Origin of the sequence: Pseudomonas fluorescens NCIMB 11764 (assembly GCF_000293885.2) — a bacterium.
Classification (GTDB): Bacteria; Pseudomonadota; Gammaproteobacteria; order Pseudomonadales; family Pseudomonadaceae; genus Aquipseudomonas; species Aquipseudomonas fluorescens_B.
Genome location: NZ_CP010945.1, coordinates 6,967,125 through 6,990,641 on the forward strand (window position 1 = coordinate 6,967,125; position 23,517 = coordinate 6,990,641).

At 60.8% G+C, this 23,517-nt stretch carries 21 protein-coding genes, 1 tRNA gene and 2 pseudogenes; 14 read left to right on the forward strand and 10 right to left on the reverse strand.

Features of this window, described 5'->3' with window-relative positions:
* Window positions 1-167: 167 nt before the first annotated feature.
* From B723_RS34275 to B723_RS31630, 3 genes and pseudogenes are all read left to right on the forward strand, one after another.
* A pseudogene (locus tag B723_RS34275) lies at window positions 168-842 on the forward strand (HAMP domain-containing protein); the annotation flags it as partial.
* 60 nt (window positions 843-902) lie between these two features.
* Window positions 903-1,703 carry a methyl-accepting chemotaxis protein gene (locus tag B723_RS34280; RefSeq protein ID WP_416740798.1) on the forward strand — a complete coding sequence of 267 codons (801 nt, stop codon included), beginning with the start codon at window positions 903-905 and terminating at the stop codon, window positions 1,701-1,703.
* 116 nt (window positions 1,704-1,819) lie between these two features.
* Window positions 1,820-1,896, forward strand: a tRNA-Met gene (locus B723_RS31630).
* A 99-nt stretch (window positions 1,897-1,995) separates the two neighbouring features.
* On the opposite strand, the gene B723_RS31635 is transcribed toward B723_RS31630, so the two are convergent.
* Window positions 1,996-3,105, reverse strand: a complete 1,110-nt coding sequence (locus tag B723_RS31635) for a DUF2817 domain-containing protein (RefSeq protein WP_017340763.1) — start codon at window positions 3,103-3,105, stop codon at window positions 1,996-1,998.
* A gap of 151 nt (window positions 3,106-3,256) precedes the next feature.
* Here B723_RS31635 and ggt point away from each other — a divergent pair, with 151 nt between their 5' ends.
* Window positions 3,257-5,089: a gamma-glutamyltransferase gene (gene ggt / locus B723_RS31640; protein WP_017340764.1), complete on the forward strand. Its 1,833-nt coding sequence runs from the start codon at window positions 3,257-3,259 to the stop codon at window positions 5,087-5,089.
* 58 nt (window positions 5,090-5,147) lie between these two features.
* Here ggt and ddlA read toward each other — a convergent pair whose 3' ends face one another.
* Complete coding sequence (ddlA, locus tag B723_RS31645) at window positions 5,148-6,242, reverse strand: D-alanine--D-alanine ligase (protein ID WP_017340765.1); 1,095 nt, start codon at window positions 6,240-6,242, stop codon at window positions 5,148-5,150.
* A 10-nt stretch (window positions 6,243-6,252) separates the two neighbouring features.
* Complete coding sequence (locus B723_RS31650) at window positions 6,253-6,894, reverse strand: LysE family translocator (protein WP_017340766.1); 642 nt, start codon at window positions 6,892-6,894, stop codon at window positions 6,253-6,255.
* Window positions 6,895-7,048: 154 nt separating this feature from the next.
* Here B723_RS31650 and B723_RS31655 point away from each other — a divergent pair, with 154 nt between their 5' ends.
* Together B723_RS31655 and B723_RS31660 are read left to right on the forward strand one after the other, a co-directional pair.
* Window positions 7,049-7,858, forward strand: coding sequence for an AraC family transcriptional regulator (locus B723_RS31655; protein WP_031319120.1), 810 nt, complete (start codon window positions 7,049-7,051; stop codon window positions 7,856-7,858).
* Window positions 7,859-7,934: 76 nt separating this feature from the next.
* Window positions 7,935-8,303: a cupin domain-containing protein gene (locus tag B723_RS31660; RefSeq protein WP_017340768.1), complete on the forward strand. Its 369-nt coding sequence runs from the start codon at window positions 7,935-7,937 to the stop codon at window positions 8,301-8,303.
* A 4-nt stretch (window positions 8,304-8,307) separates the two neighbouring features.
* Here B723_RS31660 and B723_RS31665 read toward each other — a convergent pair whose 3' ends face one another.
* From B723_RS31665 to B723_RS31675, 4 genes and pseudogenes are all read right to left on the reverse strand, one after another.
* Window positions 8,308-8,907 (reverse strand): flavin reductase family protein, encoded by a 600-nt coding sequence (locus B723_RS31665; RefSeq protein WP_017340769.1) that lies wholly within the window; start codon window positions 8,905-8,907, stop codon window positions 8,308-8,310.
* Window positions 8,908-9,062: 155 nt separating this feature from the next.
* Window positions 9,063-9,671 (reverse strand): methyl-accepting chemotaxis protein, encoded by a 609-nt coding sequence (locus B723_RS34285; RefSeq protein WP_416740799.1) that lies wholly within the window; start codon window positions 9,669-9,671, stop codon window positions 9,063-9,065.
* A pseudogene (locus tag B723_RS34290) lies at window positions 9,657-10,415 on the reverse strand (PAS domain-containing protein); the annotation flags it as partial. The gene B723_RS34285 and the pseudogene B723_RS34290, both read right to left, overlap by 15 nt.
* Window positions 10,416-10,508: 93 nt before the next feature.
* On the reverse strand, window positions 10,509-11,822 hold the full coding sequence (locus tag B723_RS31675) for an MFS transporter (protein ID WP_017340771.1): 1,314 nt from the start codon (window positions 11,820-11,822) through the stop codon (window positions 10,509-10,511).
* A 200-nt stretch (window positions 11,823-12,022) separates the two neighbouring features.
* On the opposite strand from B723_RS31675, the gene B723_RS31680 reads away from it, so the two are divergent.
* The 4 genes from B723_RS31680 (at window position 12,023) to B723_RS31695 (ending at window position 15,870) form a co-directional block, all read left to right on the forward strand.
* Entirely contained in the window at window positions 12,023-13,441 is a 1,419-nt protein-coding gene (locus B723_RS31680) for a short-chain fatty acid transporter (protein WP_008037184.1), read from the forward strand.
* Between the two features lie 154 nt (window positions 13,442-13,595).
* The gene (locus B723_RS34295) at window positions 13,596-13,940 is read left to right on the forward strand and encodes a hypothetical protein (RefSeq protein WP_017340772.1); all 345 of its coding nucleotides are present in this window, start codon (window positions 13,596-13,598) and stop codon (window positions 13,938-13,940) included.
* 63 nt (window positions 13,941-14,003) lie between these two features.
* Entirely contained in the window at window positions 14,004-15,176 is a 1,173-nt protein-coding gene (locus tag B723_RS31690; protein ID WP_017340773.1) for a hypothetical protein, read from the forward strand.
* Between the two features lie 181 nt (window positions 15,177-15,357).
* Window positions 15,358-15,870 carry an SET domain containing protein gene (locus tag B723_RS31695; protein WP_017340774.1) on the forward strand — a complete coding sequence of 171 codons (513 nt, stop codon included), beginning with the start codon at window positions 15,358-15,360 and terminating at the stop codon, window positions 15,868-15,870.
* A gap of 18 nt (window positions 15,871-15,888) precedes the next feature.
* On the opposite strand, the gene can is transcribed toward B723_RS31695, so the two are convergent.
* A complete protein-coding gene (gene can / locus B723_RS31700) occupies window positions 15,889-16,533 on the reverse strand; it encodes a carbonate dehydratase (RefSeq protein ID WP_017340775.1) in 645 nt (214 codons plus the stop codon).
* Window positions 16,534-16,701: 168 nt separating this feature from the next.
* On the opposite strand from can, the gene B723_RS31705 reads away from it, so the two are divergent.
* Complete coding sequence (locus B723_RS31705; RefSeq protein WP_017340777.1) at window positions 16,702-17,106, forward strand: hypothetical protein; 405 nt, start codon at window positions 16,702-16,704, stop codon at window positions 17,104-17,106.
* A gap of 140 nt (window positions 17,107-17,246) precedes the next feature.
* On the opposite strand, the gene rimI is transcribed toward B723_RS31705, so the two are convergent.
* Window positions 17,247-17,699 carry a ribosomal protein S18-alanine N-acetyltransferase gene (gene rimI, locus B723_RS31710; protein ID WP_017340778.1) on the reverse strand — a complete coding sequence of 151 codons (453 nt, stop codon included), beginning with the start codon at window positions 17,697-17,699 and terminating at the stop codon, window positions 17,247-17,249.
* Window positions 17,692-18,432: a hypothetical protein gene (locus B723_RS31715; RefSeq protein ID WP_031319121.1), complete on the reverse strand. Its 741-nt coding sequence runs from the start codon at window positions 18,430-18,432 to the stop codon at window positions 17,692-17,694. Before B723_RS31715 ends, rimI begins: the two co-directional genes overlap by 8 nt.
* Before the next feature lie 206 nt (window positions 18,433-18,638).
* On the opposite strand from B723_RS31715, the gene mksB reads away from it, so the two are divergent.
* From mksB to mksF, 3 genes are read left to right on the forward strand one after another with little or no spacing between them, the layout of a single operon-like run.
* A complete protein-coding gene (gene mksB / locus B723_RS31720; RefSeq protein ID WP_017340780.1) occupies window positions 18,639-19,916 on the forward strand; it encodes an Mks condensin complex protein MksB in 1,278 nt (425 codons plus the stop codon).
* Window positions 19,906-20,607, forward strand: a complete 702-nt coding sequence (mksE, locus tag B723_RS31725) for an Mks condensin complex protein MksE (protein WP_017340781.1) — start codon at window positions 19,906-19,908, stop codon at window positions 20,605-20,607. The genes mksB and mksE overlap by 11 nt, the downstream gene beginning before the upstream one ends.
* Window positions 20,604-23,444: an Mks condensin complex protein MksF gene (mksF, locus tag B723_RS31730; protein WP_017340782.1), complete on the forward strand. Its 2,841-nt coding sequence runs from the start codon at window positions 20,604-20,606 to the stop codon at window positions 23,442-23,444. Before mksE ends, mksF begins: the two co-directional genes overlap by 4 nt.
* Window positions 23,445-23,517 lie beyond the last annotated feature (73 nt).

Consider the following 23,517-nt stretch of genomic DNA (forward strand, 5'->3'; position numbering starts at 1 on the left):
AAACCGAAGGCGCCGTGGGCGAAACCCTGGCCCGCTATCAAGCCCTGCAGACAGCCCTCGATGGGCTCGACTCGAAAAGCCTGAGCAGCGTCGGCTGGTGGCCGGATGGTTACGATCGTTTCACCAATGCCTTGAGCGCTCTGCAGGCCTTGCGTGAACAGATCGCCATGGACAATCGTCTGACGCTGGCACCATGGCTGGAAACCTACCTGCTGACGCAGATTTCCACGCAACACGCGCCGGACCTGATTGAGCGCGTAGGCCGTCTGGCCAGCGTCGGCCAGGCGTCGGTGGTGTCCGGTCAGTTCACCCTGCAAAGCCGTCTGCAATTGCGCGATCTGCGCAGCCGCATCGGCGACGCCCGTGAGCAGCTGGCGAAAACCGCCACGCTTCTGGAAGCACGTCTGCCCAGTGCCTTGCAGACTTGGGCCGGTCAATACCATGACAGCCTCAAACACCTCGATGCCGAGCTGAAAGTCCTTGATGACGGCGTATTTGGCGGCAGCATCAAACTCAAGCCCGAGGAGTTCGAACGCAGCCTGGACAGCCTGCTCACCGACCTCGCTTCGCTGCGCCAGCAGTCGTTGGTCTCGCTGGATCAGCGTCTGGATTACTACCACGGCTCGGCGATCCGCCAGTTCATTGTGGTGGCGGCGATTTTTGGTTGCCTGTTGCTGGCCGCGCTGTACCTGTTTATCTGCTTGCAGGCCTCGATCCGTCGCAGCGCCAGCGGCATCACGCTGCTGGCCGAAGCCTTGCGCGACGGCAATCTGAGCCTGCAGGTGCCGGTTGAAGGCCGCGACGAACTGGCGGCGATCAGCACCGCGCTCAACGTCGCCGTGGTGCAACTGCGCAACAGCCTGCTGGGGGTCGATCACGAAACCCTGCAGCTGAGTAATGCGGTGCGCACGCTCAACCATCATTCCAGCGGTGCGCTGGGCGAAGTCGAAGCCCAACAATTGCAGATCAGTCAGATCGCGGCGGCGGCAACGCAATTGGCCGCCACCTCCCAAGGCGTCGCCCAGAGTTGCGAACAGGCTTCCGGCAGCGCCCAGCACACCCAGCGCATTGCTGCCGACAGCAGCCGTGACAGCCAACGTACCACCGCGAGCATTCAACAGCTCAACCAGCGTTTGAACGAAACGGCGGCGGCACTCGGACGGGTCAGCGAACAAGGCCAGCAGATCCAGTTGGTGGTCGACACCATTCGCGGGGTTGCCGAGCAGACCAACCTGTTGGCGCTCAACGCCGCCATCGAAGCCGCTCGAGCGGGTGAACAGGGTCGAGGCTTTGCGGTGGTCGCCGATGAAGTGCGCAGCCTGTCGCAACGCACCCAATCGTCCACCGCGCAGATCGCCGGCACCGTCGACAGTTTGCGTAGCACGGTGAATGAAGCCGTAAGCCTGATGGAAGCCGCGTGCGGCCAGGCGCAATCCGATGCGCAGTCGGTCACAGGGTTGGGCGAGCGCCTCGGGGAAATTGCCCACGCGGTACAAGGCGTCACCGACACCCTGGCGCAAATTGCTACGGCGGTAGAAGAGCAAGCCAGCACCGCCGACGAAGTCAGCGGCAACATCCAGCAAGTCGATCAGGCGGCGGTACGCCTGCTCGAAGGCGCGCGGGCGGTGAACCTGGCTGCGGACACCTTGAGCCAAGGCAGCAAAGCGCTGAGTGCCAATACCGGGAGATTTCAGCTCGGTTGATGCCCTCCCCTGGCCCGATTTTGCGGGTCAGGTGGATAAGCGGTTGAAAGCGTAGAGAAATATTTTAGATTTACGCTTGACACATCATCATTACGAGCCAATAATGCGCGCCACTTGGCTACATAGCTCAGTTGGTTAGAGCATAGCATTCATAATGCTGGGGTCCGGGGTTCAAGTCCCTGTGTAGCCACCAAGTACTAAAAACGGCTTACCGAAAGGTAGGCCGTTTTTTTATGCCTCGAGAAAAGTGCTCCGAAATCACAGAGGTGACTTCAGGCAACAAGAGCAAGCCTCAGGATCGCACCAACGCCAACGCGGACAATGCCCGCTCCCATATCTGCCACGTACGCAACCAGACCATCGCCTGCCAGTCGTTGTCGGCAGGATAGAACTGCTCCAGCAGATTCAGTTTGATTTCCCGCCCGACCGCATCACTCGGATTGCCGTGCAGATGCAGCCAATGGTCGTCGCGCAAATGACGATGAACCTCGGCTCCCGGATAAGTCCCGCATTCGATCACGAAGGGCATCAATCGCACCTGCGGCAGCGCGTCGATCAGCGCCTGCGAGGTGTAGCCGGTGGCCGTGGCCGCCACACCGGTTTCGCTCAGCGTGTAGGCGCCGGTCAGCAGCGTGTAGAGCCACGGTCCATAGATCGACTGCGCCTCCGGCAACGCTGGATAGGCGGACTCGGTAATGGTCAACAACATCGGATGGCCGTATTCCCCGGCGCCGGTGTGCAAGTCGAAGCACATCGCAACATCGGCATGAGCGACATGTTTTTGAAGGATCTGGTGCAATGTGCGGTTCGACCAGCTCGGCGCTCGTCCGCCGTAAAACAGACCGTCGGGATGACTGTGCTGGCCGCCCTCGACAATCGACATCACCGCCGGCCAGCCGTGTTCCTGGATCTGCTGATCAAGCAGTGCATCGGCGCGATCACGCTCCGGGCCTGTCAGCTCGGTGCAGGCATAGATTTCATGCAGCGCGGCGTAGGCCTGATTGTCCGGCAGCGGATGTTCGAAGTTCAGGTGATTGCGATTAAGGTCGATGTTGTCTTCGTTGACCCGGCGCAGCCACGCCGTGCCCCACGGATTGATCAGATGAACAAACACCACCGCGACATCGGCCGGCAATGAACGCTTGCCCAACTCCTGCATCCACTTGATCTGACAGCCCGAGCCATAGAAGCCTTCGACCCCGTGAGTGCCACTCAGCGCTATCAGCAAGCGCTTGGCAGCCGGATCACCTAGCACCGCCACATCGGTGCTCAGAGACTCCCCGAACGGTCCTTTGAGCGGGTGCGGATACTCGGTCAATGTCGCGCCAGCCGCCTTCGCGGCTGCCAGAAACTGTTCACGCTGAGCGCCATAGCTCGGCTGTGCGGGGAAGTCGGTCTGCATGTCTGCCTCTTGTTGATCTTCTGACTCGTCTACTGCCCTTGACCCTACAGAAATTCCGTCAATGGATGAAGGACAAAAACGGCCATGGTTTGCGTCACTGGCTGTCGGCCGATAAAGTCCCCTGACCTTTCCCACGGACGGAGTGCCCCGCGTGTTTACAGCCATTCACTGGAATCGCTATCGCCTGCCAGCCCTTTCGCTGATTGTCGGCGCATTAACCCTCGCGGCGTGTAACGTTCCGCCCGCGTCGAAGTTGCCGATCGCACCGGAAGCCGCCTCGGGTTATCGCGCCGACCTGCAGACCCGGCACGCCTCGAAGCATATGGCTGCAGCGGCGAATCCGCTCGCCGCCGAAGCCGGGCGAGCAATGCTGCGTCAGGGCGGTTCGGCGATTGATGCCGCTATTGCGATGCAAGCGGTGTTGACGCTGGTCGAACCGCAATCCTCGGGTATCGGCGGTGGTGCGTTTATCGTGCTCTGGGACGGTAAAACCGTGCGCACTTACGACGGTCGAGAAACCGCGCCGGCCGGCGCCACCGAGAAGTTGTTCCTGCAAGCCGACGGCACACCGATGCCATTCACTCAGGCGCAGATTGGCGGTCGTTCCGTGGGCACCCCCGGTGTGTTGCGAGCGCTGGAACTGGCCCATCGGAAACACGGGCGCCTGCCATGGGCGCAGTTGTTCGAACCGGCGATAAAACTCGCGGAGCAAGGTTTTCCCATCTCGCCACGCCTGCATCAGCTGATTGCTTCGGATTCGTCCATGCAGCGCTCGCCAGACATGATGGCGTATTTCCGGAATACCGATGGCAGCCCGAAAGCCGTCGGCACCCTACTGAAAAACCCGGCGCTGGCCGCTGCGTTCAAACGCATCGCCAAGGAAGGTCCTGATGCGTTGTATAAAGGCCCTATCGCGCAGGAAATCGTCGCCAAGGTTCAGGGCCACGCCAACCCCGGCAGCCTGTCGCTGAACGACCTCGACGGCTACTCCGCCAAGGAACGCGCGCCGCTGTGCTCCGATTACAAACGCTGGCAGGTCTGTGGCATGCCTCCACCGTCGTCGGGCGGAATCGCCGTGGCGCAGATCCTCGGCACCTTGCAGGCGCTGGAAACCCGCGACCCGCGTTATGCCCTGGCGCCACTCAAACCAGTCAAAAACACCCGCTCCGCAGGCATCGAACCGGCCCCGGAAGCCGTGCACCTGATCTCCGAAGCCGAGCGTCTCGCCTATGCCGACCGCGCACTGTATGTCGCCGACAGCGATTTTGTGCCCGTCCCGGTCAAAGGCCTGGTGGACCCGACCTATCTGGCCAGCCGCGCCGCCCTCATCGGTGATCGCAGCATGGGCACGGCCAAGCCTGGCACGCCGCCGGGCATTCAGGTGGCCTACGCGCCGGACCGTTCGCCGCTGCGCATCTCCACCTCGCAAGTGGTGGCGGTCGATGACCTGGGCGGTGCGGTGTCGATGACCACCACGGTGGAATCTGCATTCGGCTCGCACCTGATGGTTCAAGGCTTTCTGCTCAACAACCAGATGACCGACTTCTCGTTCATCCCCGAAGAAAACGGGCAGAAAGTCGCCAACCGCGTCGAACCCGGCAAACGCCCACGCTCGTCCATGGCACCCACCCTGATCTTCGACCGCCAGAGCGGCGAATTCCTCGCCACCCTCGGCTCTCCTGGTGGCTCGCAGATCATTGAATACGTCGCCAAATCCACCGTCGGCCTGCTCGACTGGAACCTCGACCCGCAAACCGCCATCAACCTCCCCAACTTCGGCAGCCGCAACGGCCCGACCGAGCTGGAACAGGGGCAGTTCAGCGCGGAGCTGATTCAGGCGTTGAAGGACAAGGGGCATAGCGTGAGCGAGATCGACATGACCAGCGGCACTCAAGCGATTGTCCGGGTCAAGGATGCGCAGGGGAAAGCGTCGTTGGCGGGTGGGGCGGATCCACGACGCGAGGGGGAAGCGTTGGGGGATTGAGTCTTGCCATGGCAAGGAAAAGGCTTACCGGGAGGTAAGCCTTATAGTCCTGCGCAGCCTAGCGAGAAATCTTCAGCGCCTGCCGCGCCTGGTGTTTCTCCAGCGCCAGCTCGATCAGGCGGCTGACCAGTTCGCTGTAGGTCATGCCGGCGGCCTGCCACAGCTTGGGGTACATGCTGATGCGGGTGAAACCGGGGAGCGAGTTGATCTCGTTGATCAGCACTTCGCCGCTGTCGGTCAGGAACACATCGACCCGCGCCAGACCGGAACAGCCCAACACCTGAAACGCCTCGACGGCCAGGGCTCGAATGCGCTCGCTGGCTTCGCGGCTGATGTCGGCCGGGACCACCACTTCAGCGGCCTGTGCGTCGATGTACTTGCTGTCGTAGGAATAGAACCCGCTGCGCACGACGATTTCGCCGCAACCGCTGGCGATGGCGTCTTCGTTGCCGAGCACCGCGCATTCGATTTCGCGGCCGCTGACGGCCGACTCGACCAGCACTTTCTCATCGAAACCCAGGGCCAGTTCGACTGCTGCCGTGTACTCGGCTTCGTCGTTGACCTTGCTCACGCCCACCGACGAGCCCTGGTTCGCCGGTTTGACGAACAGCGGCAGGCCGAGCTTGCCCTGGACCTCGGCGAACCCGATGCGCCTCGCTGTGGCGCGGGTCAAGGTCACGAACGGCGTGACGGCCAACCCGGCATCACGCAGCAGGCGTTTGCTGATGTCCTTGTCCATGCACACCGCCGACCCGAGCACATCGGAGCCGACAAACGGCAGATCGGCCATGCGCAGCAACCCTTGCAGGCAACCGTCTTCACCCAGGGTGCCGTGGACGATCGGGAAGATCACGTCGACGTGGCCCAGCAGCTCCTGACTTGAGGTTTCCAGCAGTTGCTGACTGGCCTTGCCCGGCACCACGGCAAGTTCGCGGTTGGACTGGTTGAGGGCGATCAGCGCCGGGTTTTCCTGGTTGAGCAGGAAGTTCGACGGATCATTGAGGTGCCAGTGGCCCTGCTTGTCGATGCCGATCAGCACCGGTTCGAAGCGCGACCGGTCCAGCGCGTCGACGATGTTTTTCGCCGATTGCAGCGACACCTCGTGCTCCGCCGAACGGCCGCCAAAAATAATGCCTACCCGCAGTTTGCTCATTCAGGATTCCTCAACGATTGGCCACCAGATGCGCACCGAACAGCACGTAGCAACTGCCGGCAAAGCGATCCAGCCATTTACGCGAACGGTCGTAAGCCCCTGCCATCCGACGACTGGAAAACAGCAGCGCAACGCCGCTGTACCAACTGAAGGACAAGGTCGCCATGGTCAGCACGGCCAGCGCCAGTAACATCGGCGGCACGGACGCGGGCATGGCCGTCGCAAAGATGGTCGCGACGAACAAGGCGGATTTTGGGTTGGTCATGTTGCCCAGGAATCCTTGGCCATACACCGACAGTAGCGTGCGCCCCGCTCCGTCAATCGAACCGGACTTGCCCGCCACCACGGGCGGTTTACGCCTGAACTGCTTCAAGCCCAGATAGATCAGATAACAGCCACCGGCAATCTTGAAGCTCAGGTAGAGCGTCGGCGCGGCACTGAACAACGACTTGATGCCCAGCCCGCCCGCCAGCCCCCACAGCACTGTGCCAGTGGCCACGCCCAGTGCGGCCACCACCCCGTGCCGTTTGGATTGGCTGGCAGCCAGTTGCGCGATGTTGAAAAAATTCGGCCCCGGCGTCACCACGGCAACCGTCCACAACAGCGCCAGCGACAACAACGGAGCGGCATAGCTCAGGTGGGACATTTCCATGATGCGGGTCGCCTTCTTGGCTTCAGAGAATGTGTCACACAGTGCAACATTTGCCTTCGATTTTCTACTCGTGCGCGGGCTTACATCGGCCAGAAGACAGACAACCGCTCACTGGGTTAACGTGACCGGCATCGAGTTCCAGGCAACGATCAGCATGACCAGGCACCCACCGCACAATGACTGGTTCCACCGCGCGCCCGATGTGGCGGGGCTGCAGCGCTTCGAGGCGTTTTTTGCCGGACATGGCTACGACCTGCACCGTCATGACACTTACGCCATCGGTCACACCCTCGCCGGCGTGCAGCGCTTTCAGTACCGCGGCGGTTGGCGCCACAGCCTGCCCGGTGGGACGATCGTGCTGCACCCGGACGAAATCCACGATGGCGAAGCCGGGACCGAGCTCGGATTCCAGTACCGGATGATGTACATAGAACCGGCACTTATCCAGCAGATGCTCGGCGGTCAGCCACTGCCGTTCATCAAGAACGGTTTGTCGACCGATCCATGCCTGTTCGCCGCCACCGAGGTTCTGCTGCGCAGCCTCGATACCCCCCTCGAACCGCTGGAAGCGCAAGACGCACTGTTCGATCTGGCGCAAGCCTTGAACAGCGCTGGCGGAGTCACTGCCAGGCATGCAAGCTTCGACTACAGGGCTGCGGAACGCGCGCGGGAATACATGCACAGCGCACTGGATCGCACCGTGACGCTGGAAGAACTGGCGCACCACAGCGGCCGGGATCGCTGGAGCCTGTCGCGAGATTTTCGCCTGTTGTTCGGCACCAGCCCTTACCGTTACTTGACCATGCGCCGCCTCGACCTGGTTCGTTCGCTGCTGATTCAGGGCCAGTCGCTGGTCAGCGCCGCGCTGATCGCCGGCTTCACCGATCAAAGCCACATGACCCGCCAGTTCAGCAAAACCTACGGTTTGTCGCCAGCGCGCTGGATGAAAATGCACCGCCGCTGAGCCACGCACAATCGTACAAGAAGCACGCTGCTGCGGTGGCTATCGTGGTTTCACGATCAACCACGAGAGCTGCTCCATGAAAGCCTACGAAAGCCTGAATTTCGCTGCAAAAATCTCCCGGATCGACGCGCACTGGACACCGCGGGTCATCGCCGAAATGAACGACTACCAGTTCAAGGTGGTGAAGCTGCTGGGGGATTTCATCTGGCATGACCACCTTGATACCGACGAAGCCTTCATCGTTCTCGAAGGCCAGTTGCGCATCGATTTTCGCGATGGCCACGTGCTGGTGAATGCCGGCGAAATGTATGTGGTGCCCAAGGGGGTCGAGCACAAACCGTTCGCCGGGCAGGAGGTGAAACTCCTGCTGATCGAACCCCGGGGCGTGCTGAACACCGGCAGCAATGGCGGCGAGCGCACGGCTGAAAATGACGTTTGGGTGTGACGTCTTAGGGCTGTAGGGTTTTGCCGTCCACCGGATCACCGATTGTCAGGAAATGCCCGCCTGCCACGTGGTGCAAGGTGCGCAACGCATCGTACCCCTCGAAGTGCCAGCGACCATCGCTGAATACGCGGTCGTCCGCCTGAGCGGCAATCACTTCGGCCAGGAACAGATCGTACTGTTGGTGATTGCCGGGCTCCGGCAGCAGTCGGCATTCCAGCCAGGCCACGCAACCTTCGAGCATCGGCGCATCAATCAGTTCGCCGCCGAAGGTCTGCAAGCCATAGGTCTGGAATTTGTCCCGGCCCTGGCCCTGAGTCAGCTCCAGGCCGGACGTCGAGCCAACGGTTTGCACGATATCGGCCTGGGCGGCGCAGGGCACGTTCAGCACGAATGTGCCCGACGCTTCCAGCAGTTGCCGGGTCCAGGTGGACTTGTCCAGCACCACAGCAATTTTCGGCGGTTCGAAATCCAGGGGCATGGCCCAGGCCGCCGCCATGATGTTGCGCTGCCCGTCATGGGCCGCGCTGACCAGCACGGTCGGCCCATGATTGAGCAGGCGATAAGCCTTGGACAAGGGAACCGGGCGGCGGTGGGAAGCGCTCATGGCATCTGCTCCTGGGAAAAGAGCCGATTGTAGCGATTTCCCGAGATAGGGAGTTCGAGCAGTCGAAAAGATCGCAGCCTGCGGCAGCTCCTGCAGGGCGTACGCCATTCCAATGTAGGAGCAGCCGCAGGTTGCGATCTTTTAAAGGCTAACCATCAACTCGACAGCTGATTGGCGAACTGTCCGACCGCATTCACCACCTTCTGCGCGCCGTCCTGAATCTCGACAATGACCGTCCCCGCCTCTGCCGCCAGCGCCAGGCCTTGTTCGGCCTGGAGTTTGCCGTCGGTCATCAGGGACACGGCGTTACGCGCCATGTCCTGGTTCTGACGGACCACCAGGACAATTTCATCGGTGGCCTGGCTGGTGCGCGAAGCCAGTTGCCGGACCTCGTCCGCCACCACGGCAAAACCGCGGCCCTGTTCACCGGCCCGGGCGGCTTCGATGGCCGCGTTGAGCGCCAGCAGATTGGTCTGTTCGGCAATGCCACTGATGGTTTTGACGATGGTGCCGATCACCAGCGATTGCTCGTTCAAGGCCTCGATGCCTTCGCCGGCGGTTTGCATGTGCTTGGCCAGGTCGCGCATCACGTTCACCGCTTGCGTCACCACGGCGGTGCCGCGCTGGGCGCTTTGATCGGTATGCTGCGAGGTGCCATAGGCAATGTTCGCCGCTTCAGCGACGGCCAGTTCCTGATTGACCTGATCGGTAATCACCGTGGCGAACTTCACCACTTTGTAGAGCTTGTTGTTGGCGTCGACCACCGGGTTGTAGGACGCCTCCAGCCAGACCGTACGCCCGTGGCTATCCACGCGCTTGAAGCGGCCGGCGACATATTCGCCGGCATTCAGGCGTCGCCAGAAGTCCTGATACTCGGCGCTGTTGTATTCCTGCGCATCACAGAAGGTACGGTGATGTTTGCCCTTGATCTGCGCCAGGCTGTAACCCATGCCGTTGAGGAACCGTTCATTGGCTGTGAGCACGTTGCCCGCGAGGTCGAATTCGATCACCGCCGTCGAGCGCACCAACGCACCGATCAGGTTTTCGTGCTCACGGGAGGCCTCGATGGTGCGGGTCAGGTCACTGGAAAAAATCGAGAAATGCTTGATCCGCCCGTCCGAGGAACGCACCGGCTGCAGGATCGAGCGCAACCAGGCCTCCTGGCCATCGCCACGCAGCAGGCGCACCGCACCGGCGAAATGCTCGCCACGGGTCAGCGCAGCCTTGAAACGGTGGTGGAATTCATCGGACTTCACGTGGGGAGGCACAATGTCTTCGATCGGACGATCGATCAGGTCATGGCTCTTGTAGAGCATCTCGCTGAGAAAGTTCTGATTCACCGATTGAATTCGCCCATCGGGATCAAGGGTCAGGACCAGCATCTCGCTTTCCAGACTTTCCTTCACTTGCTGAAGGCTGGAGAGTTCTTCGCGAAGAGCCGACAACTCTTGCTTCAAGCGTTTGTTGAACATGGGAAAGCACCGATGGGCAGAGATAGAAAGCGGCATGCAGCCTAGCCATCGGCCTCGGGAATACTTTCTGAAGAGTGTTTCAGGCTTGTCCTACAAAAATAGTTGTCATATCCGCCGCGCCATTTTCGATCAGATGGCGCCCGCCGCCGGGCAACTGCCTGTTCTGGACATGCGCGCACCGAAATACAACGCGCTGCTCACGCCCACCGCGCCCATCACGGCGCAGAAAATCACGCAGATCCAAGGGCTCCACGGCATCAGGCCAATCAGCAACAGCGGTGTGATACTCGCCCACGCGGCGTAGGCAATGTTGTACGTGAAGGAAATCCCTGAAACGCGAATCCGCGCCGGAAACAGGCTGACCATGACCGACGGCACCGCACCGACCACGCCGCAACCGAGGCCGGCAATCGCGTACGCCAGACCGATCCAGTTGCTGCCAATGATCAGGCTGGTATAGAGCACGCCAATGCCCAGTGGCAGCAACAGGCTGTATAGCATCACGGTGCGCCAGGCGCCGATGCGGTCGACCAGCAACCCGGCGAGCACACAGCCGACGTTAAGGAACACGATGCCCAGCGCACTCAGGGCGAAGGTGTGGCTGGCGGTCATGCCGAAGGTTTTCTGCATCATGGTCGGGGTGATGACCACGAACACCACCACCGCCGAGGTCAGCACGCAGGTAAGAATCATCGCCGGTAAAATGGCCAGGCGATGCTCACGCAGAACCGTGCGCAATGGCAGTTCGACGGCGGCATCACGCTTGGCCTGCATCGCCATGAACACCGGGGTTTCGCTGAGCCAGCGGCGAAGCCAGACGCCTATCACGCCAAATACGCCACCCAGCAGGAACGGGTAACGCCATGCGTAATCGAGGATTTCCGCCGGGGTGAACGCCTGTGCCAGAAAGGTCGCCGTCAGCGCGCCGATCAAGTAACCAAAGGTCAGTCCCGCCTGCAGGAAACCGAGTGCATAACCACGGTGCGCGACCGGTGCGTGCTCGGCGACGAAGACCCAGGCACTCGGCACTTCACCGCCCACCGCCGCGCCTTGCAGAATGCGCAGGGCCAGCAGCAGCAGCGGCGCGAAATAGCCGATCTGGGCGTAGGTCGGCATGATGCCGATCAGCAGGCACGGCAGCGCCATCATCAGAATGCTCAGGCTGAAGACTTTCTTGCGCCCCAGCCGGTCAGCGAAATGCGCCATCAGGATCCCGCCCAACGGCCGCGCCAGATAACCGGTCACGAAAATCCCGAAACTTTGCAGCAGGCGCAGCCATTCGGGCATTTCCGGCGGAAAGAACAGCTGGCTGAGGGTCAGGGCGAAAAACACGAAAATGATGAAATCGTAGATTTCCAGCGCACCACCGAGGGCCGCGAGGCCGAGGGTCTTGTAGTCCGAGCGGCTGAACGGTGCCGGGCGCGAATCGTTATGGGCTGTCATCAAAAAAACTCTGGTGTAGGCAAAAAACCAAGGCGCCCATGGTCTACGCAAACGCGCCAGTGGACAACCCGTTAGACCAAAGTCTCAGCCAGGTAAAACTTCGTCACAAAACATGACCGTTTGATTTACTGTTGGCACCTGTCCAGACGGGCCTCTGCGGCCTGGAAGACCACAACAAACATAAAAATAGAGGTACTCCCGTGGCTGCTGATATCGAAGATACCCGCTCTGCCCGCTTTGCCCTGCGCTGTTCAAGTTTTGCCGAACGCTGGTTTCCCGATTCCTGGGTGTTCGCCGCGCTGGCGGTGATTATCGTCGCCGTCGCCACCCTGTTCATGGGCGCCAAGCCCACCGACGCGGCCATGGCGTTCGGTGACGGGTTCTGGAGCCTGATCCCGTTCACCATGCAAATGGCGTTCGTGGTGATCGGCGGCTATGTGGTCGCCAGCTCGCCGCCTGCCGTGAAGCTGATCGACCGTCTGGCGCGAATCCCGAAGAACGGTCGTTCCGCCGTGGCGTGGGTGGCGCTGATTTCCATGGTCGCGTCGCTGCTGAACTGGGGTTTGTCGCTGGTGTTCGGCGGCTTGCTGGTGCGCGCCCTCGCCCGCCGTGTCGATCTGAAAATGGATTACCGCGCGGCCGGCGCCGCAGCGTATTTGGGCCTTGGCGCCGTGTGGGCCTTGGGCCTGTCGTCGTCCGCTGCGCAATTGCAGGCCAACCCGGCCAGCCTGCCGCCGTCGATTCTGTCGATCACCGGGGTGATTCCTTTCACACAGACGATCTTTCTCTGGCAGTCCGGCGTGATGTTGCTGGCGCTGATCGTCATTTCGCTGATCATTGCCTACGCCACCGCACCCGGCCCGAACTCGGCCCGTGATGCCAAAGCCTGCGGCATCGATCCAAGCTTCAACCTGCCGCCACTGCAACCGCGCACTCGTCCCGGCGAATGGCTGGAACACAGCCCGTTGCTGACGATTCTGCTGGTGTTGCTGGCAGCCGGGTGGCTGTTCCACGAGTTCTCGACCAAACCGGCGATCAGCGCGATTTCCGGGCTGAACACCTACAACTTCCTGTTCATCATGCTCGGCGCCCTGCTGCACTGGCGCCCGCGCAGTTTCCTCGATGCGGTGTCCCGCGCGGTTCCGACCACCACCGGCGTACTGATCCAGTTCCCGTTGTACGGCTCGATCGCCGCGCTGATGACCACGGTCAAAGGCACTGACGCGCAAACCCTGGCTCACCACATCTCGACCTTTTTCGTACAAATTGCCTCCCACGACACTTACGCGCTGCTGATGGGCGTGTACTCGGCGATCCTCGGATTCTTCATTCCGTCGGGCGGCGGCAAGTGGATCATCGAAGCGCCGTACGTGATGCAAGTGGCCACCGACCTGAACTACCACCTGGGCTGGGCCGTGCAGATCTACAACGCCGCCGAAGCCCTGCCGAACCTGATCAACCCGTTCTACATGCTGCCATTGCTGGGCGTGCTGGGGTTGAAGGCGCGGGACTTGATCGGGTTTTCGTTCGTGCAACTGCTGGTGCACACGCCGCTGGTGCTGTTTCTGCTGTGGGCGTTGGGGACGACGCTGACGTATACGGCGCCGGTGATGCCGTAAACGGAGTTGATTGCACCTGTTGTGAGGCAGGTGCAATCAGCCTTGATCGGTGGGTAACACCTTCAGAAGTTCAAGCAAAGCGGCTTGGACTTTATTCCACACCACTAGTAGCCGTGAGCAATGCGATTGCGCATGGACGAGCCTGCTCAAGCACTTGCTGGCGAAACTTCACTGGAAGATCGCCGGGCGTCAGCAGATCTACACTACCCCCCAACAAATCCTCGAGTTCGACCTGAAGACCGCCAAGATCAAAAAGCGTGGCGCCTGGCAGTGCATCTACCAGCAAATCAAGGTCACTCCCCCTCTTTATCCGTTCCGAGCAGTGCTGAACCAAACACGCGAGGATTGGCTGTACGAAAGCGGCCTACAACCTCGCGAACGGCTGCTCGTTGCAGATCAAGAGCGGTGGAGGGCTTCATTTTTCACCTTTACCCAGTGCAGTATTGCGCCAGTCCAGCAGTGCTTGAGAGAGGTAGACACTGCGCCACTGGTAACCTGACCTGTCACATCCCACTGTACCCGCCTCCGCTTCAGAGGCCCACACGCTGAAAAGGATCTGAGCATGTTCAAACTCGCAGGACTCACTCTCGCCGCCCTCACCCTGAGTGCCGCCGCCCATGCGGACGCCGATCTGAAGCTGGGCAGCACCGAGCGCGTCACCCGGCTGTTTGCTTACCCCAACAACTGCAACGTGATCTGCTTTCGCAACTGGACGCTGGAGCAAACCGTCGAGCATTACCTGACGCAAAGCGTGCAGCGCGATGGTTACAGTGATGCGAAGGTGCAGGTCAAAACCGATAACGATCAACTCTATGCCGCGATCACCGGGGTGCCCCGGGGCTATGAAAAGCCGTTGGCGGCGCTGCTCGATGCAGGCGACCTGGCCTACACCGGCGCCAGCAAGCTGAATGCCGACGGCAAATGGGCTTACAGCTGGTATTTGTTCCTGCCGCTGGGCATGGCGCTGGAGAACCGCAGAAGCGTCGAGTTGCTGCACTTCCCGCCGGATTACTCTCTGACCCAGGCGCAGGATTACCTGAAATCGGCCACCACTGATCGGTGGGCCACGTTGCTGACGGTCAACGGGATCGCTGCCGATCAGACGCCGGCATTCCAGACCATCATCGACATCGCCCCGATTGCCGCGCCCTCCAACGCCGGCAAGGATCTGGAAGGCGTCTACGACTACTTCAAGGACTACCAGACCACCATGGTCAAGGAAGTCAGCCAGAACGCCAGCGGTACCACGCTGCCGATGGTCGCGTTCGGTGCGCCGGTACGCAACTGGATCAAGCAGCAATATGGGCCGACCGTAAACGTGCTGGGCCTGGCAACCATCAGTCCGAAGGACGGGGTAAAAGTGCCGGTGCTGGGTTCCAACCACCCGAGCTACATCTGGTACGCCGCCGACCCGGACAGCTATTCCGGTAAGGATGCCCAGGCCCAGGCCGACGCGGCGGGCCTGAAAGTCATGGGCCAGGATTTGAGTGCCGCGTGCTGGCAGGCCGCCATGGGCCGAGACCCGGACAGCAATCCAGACATTGAACTGAGAAGTTGCACCCAGACCTGGCAGGTGGCCCAGGCCGATAAGACCTGCGAGCTGTTCTACACCTCGATCCGCAACCTGACGCCAGGACAAGCCACGGCCAAATGCTCGACGGCGCCGATCAAGACTCAGCTCAAACAGCTCAAGGTCCCGGCGCCTGCGACCGCGGTACCTGCTCCACATTTGTAAAATGCTGAACCACGTTCCTGCGTGAGCCTTGGCTGACGTGGGAACGCGCGTTTTTCCTCTGTCAGTTATGACAGTAGACCGGTTGTTTCTTTTGCGAGAGTCTTGGGAGGTCCCCATGCGCTGCAGGGCTGACAGGATGTCAGCTGACGGAAGTCGCAGCGCCCCGCCGACAAGGATTGTTATGAAAGCCCACGCTGAACAAGCATTACCCCCACCGCCGTCCAAAGGCATCTACCCGTTTGTTGAGCTGCCGTTGAGCCTTGGATTCCCCTCCCTGGAAGATTTTCAGATCGTCTATAGCCCTCAGGCAAAGGCAAAAGCCGTCTGCGCTCTGCGGGAGTTTCCACGCCTGAGTCGAATCTGCCGGGTTTCCGGACATCTATTGCCGTATCGCTGTCGACATACCCGGCAAATGGCGCCGGGCATCCACGTGTACGACCCACGGTTCTGTGGATTGCTCAGCCACGCCTGCGACCCCAACACCTTTCTCGACATGAGCGAGCTATGGTTATGGGCGCTGAAAGACATCAGGAAAGGCGATCGGCTGACGATTGATTTAGCCATGACCGAAGACAAGCTGCAGCGGCAATTCGCCTGCCGCTGCGCCTGTCCTTGCTGCCGAGGCTGGATCACTGGCTACGACGAAACACCGAATGTCGATGGCCAGTCGTTCTTCCAGCATTGGCGTCGGTGAAGCCTTTGCTGATGTTATTTACAGCGGCTCGAACGGACGCAGGCGGTACTGTGGCGGCAACTGCTCGAAACCACTGATGGTTGCGTTCAGGCTCTTCCACCGACCGTCCTTGATGCCATAGATGCAGCCGTGAATCGACAGTTTCTGCCCGCGGTGCCAGGCATTTTGAACAATGCTGGTGTGCCCGACGTTGGCCACTTGCTGGATCACGTTGAGTTCGCAGAGGCGATCAACCTGCTCCTCCTCGGTAGGCAGTTTGGAGAGTTCTTCACGCTTTTCGTAATAAAGATCACGAATAGAACGCAGCCAGCCGTCGATCAAGCCAAATTGGCGATCCTGCATCGAGGCGCGCACACCCCCGCAGCCATAATGGCCGGTAACAAGGATGTGTTTGACCTTGAGCACGTCAACCGCGTACTGAATTACCGACAGGCAATTGAGGTCGGTGTGCAGCACCACGTTGGCTACGTTGCGGTGGACGAACAGGTCGCCGGGCAGCATGCCGACAATCTCGTTCGCCGGCACGCGGGCGTCGGAGCAGCCGATCCAGAGGAACTCCGGTGTTTGCTGACGGGCCAGTTTGGCGAAGAAGTCAGGATCTTCTTTAGTGATCGCGTCAGCCCAGCGCTCGTTGTTATCAATCAGATCTTGTAATTCGTTCATGCAATGAAGCCTCGATAATGATGCGCAGCTTTGACAGACAACCGTCCGTCGGGGTCACGCGCGAGATGCAGATTGCCGCTGATGCATATTACCTGAACGCCATGGCGGTTGAATTCTGAGGAACCCAGTGGGTCCACCGTAGTAAGGCCCACAGTATGAGGAATTGCCATGACTGATTCACGACGTCCGTTCGATGCGGTGCAACCCGAGCCCATCGACGACAACGAAGACCGCATGGGCTCGATGCATGAGCTGGATTTCGATGAGGAAGAACCTAGTGCCAAAATCGGCGATGAACTGCCGGAAAACGAGCGCGAGCAACTCATGCCGCGCGAGCGCGTGCGCGAAGCCGGCATGACTGGCGCCTCGACCGCCGACCATGAGTCTACCGATGATGACATGAGCCCGGAAACACTGATCCGTGAAGACGGTGCGCGAGATGCCCATGAGGCGGGTGAAGGAGGCCAGGCCGATTGGGATTTGAGCGTTGTCGATGAAGATGACATCGGCGGGGGTAATGGTCTGGATGAGGAGGAATTGGCGAAGCGGGAACCGATGGATGGGAATCGGTGAGTCTGTAATTCTTTGACTCTGTGGCGAGGGAGCTTGCTCCCTTTCGGTTGCGAAGCAGTCGCATAGATTATGACCTGCTCACGATCAGGCCCGCTTCGCGGCCCAGCGGGAGCAAGCTCCCTCGCCACAATGGTTATGCGTCAGTCAACCAGGGTGCAGGCCATGACCACCGCGTCTTCGCGCCCGCCCACCGCCGGATAATAATCCCGACGCCGGCCAATCTCGTTAAACCCATACCGCTCATACAGCCGAAACGCCGGCCGATTGCTGTCGCGCACTTCCAGAAAACATTCCCGCGCCTCAGCCTTGCAGGCAATCGCCATCAGGTGCTCCAGCAGCGTCAAACCCAGCCCACGCCCCTGACTTTCCGGTTTGACGGTGATGTTCAGCAGGTGCGCTTCATCAAGAATGATCTGCACCACGCCGTGCCCGACCTGTTGCGAACCTTCAAACATAAGCCAGATCTGGTACTTGCCCAGCCCATCGAGAAAAATCCCGCGGGTCCACGGATGGCTGTACGCCGCGTATTCGATTTTCAGCACAGCGTCCAGGTCCGCCTCGGTCATCGGGCGAAACGATACAGCGTCACTCATTCGATTCTTTCCAGCGCGCCATCAGCCGACGCATGGCTTGCCAGACATCAGCCTTACGCTGTGGCTCTTCCATTAATAATTCCAGACCCGGCAGGGCCCAGACCGTACCCAGGCCGTCGACCTGGAGTTCACGGTTGAAGGATTCGGCATTTGCCTCTGCGGCGAAACGTACCGCCGGCAGGCCGATCAGCCACACACAGACGCAGGGTGCGTCTTCCAGGCGGGCCGAGAGAAAACCTTGCACAAAATCACGAGCGGCTTCCGGGCCTTGATCCATCGTACCTCGGGCCAGCAGCGGCCAGCGCACCGGTTCGCCGACGATCTGCGGGCTGTCCGGCAGACCGGCGGCGCGCAGCATGTCCTTGAGCAGCAGATACGCGGGGTCGCGGGTCTGGAAGGTTTCGCCTGTGGGTAACTCCACCAGCAGCAGGCAGCGACCGGCGCGCAACAATTGCAGGGCGAATCGCGGCGGTGGCACGACGGGCGCCTTGACCGCGACCGGTGCCTCCTCTTCTTCAACCTTGGCGTTGTCACGCGTGCTGGCCAACGATGGCCGCGGCACCTCTATTTTTACCCGTTCGGCCGGTTTGACCACCGGTTCCGCGGGCGCATCGACCACTGGCGCCAGCGCCACCGGTGCGACGACCAATGGCTCGGGCATCTCCAGTAGCTCTGGCCGCGAAGGCGCGGCAAAGGGCAATTCGGTGCGCGGCAGCCAGTTGACCACCTGCATGGCGGTCAAATAAGCGCGACGACGGGACTCGATTAGCAAAGGTCGGCCACTTGTGGATAACTAAAGTGCGCTGATTCTACCGCCCTTCGCTCAAGATCGCCCGCGCTGTTGGTCGATAGACTTCACCGACAGTCTTTCCACCTAATCGCATCGCCCCCGATGCAGTACAATCGCGGCTTTTAATCGCCAACCAGCCGGCCATTCCGATGATCGAACCCAAGCGCGTCTTGCGCGCCCTCGCTGAACACTGGGCACTTCTGGAGCCACTGTGCGAGCACTTCGACCAAGGCACACTGAGCCTCAACGAACTGCGCACGCAATTGGCCGCCCAGCAACTCGACAGTACGCCGCAGGACATCACCAGTCTGCTGGACGTGTGGATCCGCCTCGACATTCTGGTTCCCGTGGCGAAAAGCCCGAACCGTTTCGAGCTCAACGCGCAAATCCACGACTTCCTCGCTTACCTGCGCCGAGAGCACCGTCTGGGCCTGTGCCTGGAAATCGAAGCCTATTTGCGCCACCTCGAACGCCTGGCCGGTTACATCCAGGACGCCTTCGACATCCGCGACGGCCACGACCTGGCGCGCCAGTTGCGCCTGCTCGACATGCGCGTACGGGATGTATTGAAGAAACTCGCCAACGACGAACAGGCCCTGGTGGCCGTGGCCGAGCGCGCCAAGACCAGCGACCGGCAGATTCCCCTGCGTCAGCGTTACGCTGAAGTACTGGCGACCTGGGACGAATACGTCGAACCGATGATTCAGTTGGTGAACGCTGACGGCGCCTTCGAGCAAGGCGTGCGCAAGGTCGAAAATGTCCTGCTGAAGATGCTCACCGAGCAGCAACGCCTCGGCCACCTGGTCGATGACGACATGCTGCTGCGCACCCACGCGCGCATCCTCGAGATGCAGACCAGCGCCCAATTGACCTTGCGTCATGCCCGCGAACTGCTGCTGCCGCTGCGCGAAGAAGCCCGTCGTCACAACGCCGTGACCCGTGGCGCGGCACTGGCCTTGTCGGCCATTCGTCGCAAAGGCATCGATGCGGTGCCGCAAGCGGCAATGCCGATGTTCACTCGGCCGCAAAGCACCTTCCTCGGCAGCGCCAGTCAGGTCGAAGCCTACGTTTACGCATTGGCCCGTTTCGAGCCGAAGCCAGCACGCTTCCCCAAGGCCCACAAGACCCAGAAAGGCGAAGCACCGCGTGCGCCACGCACCGTTCGGGAAATGCTCGAACGCTGCGAAGATGCCCTGCCGATGCCGGACCTGATGACCTGGTTGCTGGAGCAGGAGCCGGACGGCGCCACCGACGAACTGCTTTATTGGTTCTCTCGCCTGTCACGGGAAAAACGTTTCAAACGCGAGCGTCTGGAACGCCGCGATTACCACACTCACGAGCACCAGGTCAACCTGCGCTCCTTCGCCCTGCTCTCGGCCCGCGATACCGCCGCCGAGGATTCTGCGAGCATCCCACATGCATCTTGATCTATCCGAACTGTCCCAGCTGGCGCCGATCTTTCGCGAGCTGTTCAAGGGCTACCACGTCAGCCGCCGCGATCCGGAGCTGTACGCACAACTGTCGAACTTCCAGGATCAGTACCGCACGCTGTTCAAGGCGTTGGGTTTTGAACTGGTCTGCGATACGAGGGGTTTCTACTACTTCGTGCCGGACCTCGCCGCCGCTGCGGTGAACAAGACTGCACAACGTCTGGCGCTGTTCACCTTCATCCTCGTCGAGCATCTGGCCGATCAGGGCCGTGACCCGATTGCCGTGCTCGACGGTGGCAGCCTCGGTCGCGACGAACTGCCGTCGTTGCTGGAAAAGTACCGCGACCTGTTCATTCAGGCTGAAGTGCAGACTGTCGAAGAACTCGAAGAAAAAATCATGCGCCGCATGACGCAGCTCGGTTTCGCCGGCGAAGAAAACGGCGTTTACCGTTTCCTGCCGCCGATGCACCGTTTCCTCGATGTTTGCCTGTCGGTCCAGCAGGACCGTGACCTGGCCGCCAGCCTGCACAGCGTATTGCCGCTGCCGGTTCCGGTGCTGATCGACGACGACAGCGACGAAAAACTGTTGCAGACCGATGATCCGCTGGACCTCAGCGATTTCGCTGAAGAAAGCGAAGAAGACGCCATGGCCCGTGCCATTGCCGAAGAACAGGAGACCGACGCATGAGCAAGGAACGCTACGGCATCCGCCGCTTTGCCCTTTTGAACACCGCCGGTTACAGCCTCGGCCTGTTCCCGCTGGAAGAACCGCTGTCGGTCTACGGCGCGAACAACCTCGGTAAATCCGCCTCGATCAACGCGCTGCAATTCCCGATTCTGGCGCGCATGTCGGACATGAGTTTCGGCAAGTACAGCCTGGAACAATCCCGGCGCTTCTACTTCGCCTCGGACACCAGTTACATCCTCGTTGAAGTCTCGCTGCCCCACGGTCCGCACGTGATCGGTGTGGTCGGTCGCGGCCCGGGCGGTGGTTTCGGCCATCAGTTCTTTGCCTACGCCGGCAAACTGGATCTGGCGCATTACCAGAAAAACGACACCTGCCTGCGTCAGAAAGAGCTGTTTACCAACCTTGAACGCGAGGGCCTGAAGGCCTACGAACTCAAGCCGGATGAACTGCGTCGCTTGCTGGTCGGCGGCCACACGTCGATCCCGCTGGATTTGACCCTGATCCCGCTGCGCTCCACCAGCGAACAGAGCCTGAAGACCTTCCGCGCTCTGTTCATCAACCTGCTGCACATGCGCGAAATCACCGCTGCCAAGCTCAAGCAGCTGTTCCTCGATGCCTTCGAACACAGCCTGCGTTCCGGCAGCGTCGATTACATCGCCGCGTGCGAAGAAGCGTTCCGCGATGTACGACGCATGGAGCAGGACTACAACTCCCTGGTCACTGCTGGTCCTTTGGTTGAAGCCCTCGCGGCAGGCGTGACCCAGCGCAATATCCTGCGCGGCAAACTGCACCGGATCTCGCCGCTGCTCGATTCGTTGCTCGGCACCTGGTCGGACTACGCCAGTGCGCGCAAGGAAGAGCTGACGATTCAGGCCGAGCATTACCGTAACGAGCAGGACGCACTGCAAAACGATCAGCGTGGCGGCACTCAGGAGCTGATGCGCCTGGAGCGGGAAATCACCGGCATCCAGCGCTGGCTCGGCGAACTCTCGGCGCTGAAGAATCGCTTCGCGCTGGTCGATGACGTGAAAGTGCTGGAACAGCAGTTGCTCGCGGCCAAGGACGCTCACGATGAACTGGCCGGCGCATTGGCGCAGTCGCGGCAATTCTCTGCCGAAGACCTGGAAGAACGTCTGCGGGATCTGGAAAAACGCCTGAAGTCGGTCAAGCAGCAACTCGATCATGCCGACAACAACAGCTACGCCCGCCTGCGCGAAGAGTTCTCGCAACAGGATGTCGAGCGCCTGATGCGCCTGTTCAACAGCGCATTGTTCAGCCTGCCGCTGGGCGAGCACGGCATCGCGCTGGACGAAGACGGTCAGTGGGTCAAATCCATGGAGCTGATCCTCGACGGTTTCAAAGGCGAACGCTTCGAAGTGCCGGGCCTGTCCATCGACCTCTCGCACATCGAACCTCCGGCGTTGCAGGCGCTGGCTGACCGTGCAGCATTGCGCGATCAGAAAGAGCGTCTGGACAAAGAACTCAAGCAACTGAAAACCCAGCAAGCCGTGGCCGCCGACCGCGCCGCGAGCAAGACCCAGACCGAAGCGCTGTACCAGCGAGTGCTGGACGCGCAAAAAGCCCTGGAAGATTTCCGTCGCGCGCAAACCCTGAGCGCCGAAGAAGGCGACAAGCTTGAGCAACTGGCACAGATGGAAGCGGCACAGGACGAGTTGAAGCGTTCCAGCGACGCCTTCACCGAACGCGTCCAGCAACTGTCGGCCAAGCTGCAACTGGTCGGCCGACAGATCGGCGACATGGAAGCCAAGCAGCGCACCCTCGACGACGCCCTGCGCCGCCGCCAACTGTTGCCGGCAGACCTGCCGTTCGGCACGCCGTTCATGGACCCGATCGACGATTCCATGGACAACCTGCTGCCGCTGCTCAACGACTATCAGGACAGCTGGCAGGGTTTGCTACGCAGCGATGGCCAGATCGACGCGCTATACGCTCAGGTGCGCCTCAAGGGCGTGGCCAAGTTCGACAGCGAAGACGATATGGAGCGTCGCCTGCAACTGCTGATCAACGCCTATGCGCATCGCACGGACGAAGCCCTGACCCTCGGCAAGGCACGTCGCGCGGCGGTCACCGACATCGCCCGGACCCTGCGCAATATCCGCAGCGACTACGACAGCCTCGAGCATCAACTGGCGCTGTTCAACCGCGAGATCAACAAGCGTCAGGTCTCCAACCTGCAGAGCTTCCGTATCGTCCTCGCGCCGAACAAGGAAGCGTTGAAGCACATCGACCAGATCATCCACAGCGCCGGCCAGTACGAAGAAGGCGAAACCCTCTCCGTGTTCGACCTGAGCCAGAGCGCCGATCAGGACAACAAGAACGAAGAAGCCAAGGAATACCTGGCGCGCCTGGTGGCCGCGAACCACAACCAGCTCGGTCTCAAGGACTTGTTCGAACTGGCGTTCGAGATCACCAAGGTCAACGGTCAGCCGGTGATTCATACCGACATCGATGGCGCCGCGTCCAACGGCACCACGATGACCATCAAGGCGTTGACCAACATGTACTTGTTGCTGCACTTGATGGACCGCGACCAGGCCGGCCGCGTGCGCCTGCCGTACTACCTCGACGAGGCAGCGGACATCGACGAGAAGAACCAGGCAGCGCTGCTGGAAACCAGTCTGCAACTGGGCTTCGTGCCGATTCTGGCGAGCGTGAAACCTCAGGTCTGTGCCAGTGTTGCGATTGACCTGGAAGGCGGGAGCGGGCCGAACGGCATCTACATTGATGAGGCGGACTGGAAGTACATTCGTCGTCACGATGAGGTGAAGGCTGCCGTTAACGTTGAAGCAGACGAGCCGGAGCTGGATGCGGTCTGATTTGGGTTAATTGAAGTCAATAAAAAGGCCGCGATCCAAATGGATCGCGGCCTTTTTATTGCGTGGGATTTTT

Coding starts and splice junctions, on each gene's coding strand:
- B723_RS31635 (WP_017340763.1), bottom strand. CDS start 3,105: ATGCAGACCGACTTCCCCGCACAGCCGAGCTATGGCGCTCAGCGTGAA.
- ddlA (WP_017340765.1), bottom strand. CDS start 6,242: ATGAGCAAACTGCGGGTAGGCATTATTTTTGGCGGCCGTTCGGCGGAG.
- B723_RS31650 (WP_017340766.1), bottom strand. CDS start 6,894: ATGGAAATGTCCCACCTGAGCTATGCCGCTCCGTTGTTGTCGCTGGCG.
- B723_RS31655 (WP_031319120.1), top strand. CDS start 7,049: ATGACCAGGCACCCACCGCACAATGACTGGTTCCACCGCGCGCCCGAT.
- B723_RS31660 (WP_017340768.1), top strand. CDS start 7,935: ATGAAAGCCTACGAAAGCCTGAATTTCGCTGCAAAAATCTCCCGGATC.
- B723_RS31665 (WP_017340769.1), bottom strand. CDS start 8,907: ATGAGCGCTTCCCACCGCCGCCCGGTTCCCTTGTCCAAGGCTTATCGC.
- B723_RS31675 (WP_017340771.1), bottom strand. CDS start 11,822: ATGACAGCCCATAACGATTCGCGCCCGGCACCGTTCAGCCGCTCGGAC.
- B723_RS31690 (WP_017340773.1), top strand. CDS start 14,004: ATGTTCAAACTCGCAGGACTCACTCTCGCCGCCCTCACCCTGAGTGCC.
- B723_RS31695 (WP_017340774.1), top strand. CDS start 15,358: ATGAAAGCCCACGCTGAACAAGCATTACCCCCACCGCCGTCCAAAGGC.
- can (WP_017340775.1), bottom strand. CDS start 16,533: ATGAACGAATTACAAGATCTGATTGATAACAACGAGCGCTGGGCTGAC.
- B723_RS31705 (WP_017340777.1), top strand. CDS start 16,702: ATGACTGATTCACGACGTCCGTTCGATGCGGTGCAACCCGAGCCCATC.
- rimI (WP_017340778.1), bottom strand. CDS start 17,699: ATGAGTGACGCTGTATCGTTTCGCCCGATGACCGAGGCGGACCTGGAC.
- B723_RS31715 (WP_031319121.1), bottom strand. CDS start 18,432: ATGCAGGTGGTCAACTGGCTGCCGCGCACCGAATTGCCCTTTGCCGCG.
- mksB (WP_017340780.1), top strand. CDS start 18,639: ATGATCGAACCCAAGCGCGTCTTGCGCGCCCTCGCTGAACACTGGGCA.
- mksE (WP_017340781.1), top strand. CDS start 19,906: ATGCATCTTGATCTATCCGAACTGTCCCAGCTGGCGCCGATCTTTCGC.
- mksF (WP_017340782.1), top strand. CDS start 20,604: ATGAGCAAGGAACGCTACGGCATCCGCCGCTTTGCCCTTTTGAACACC.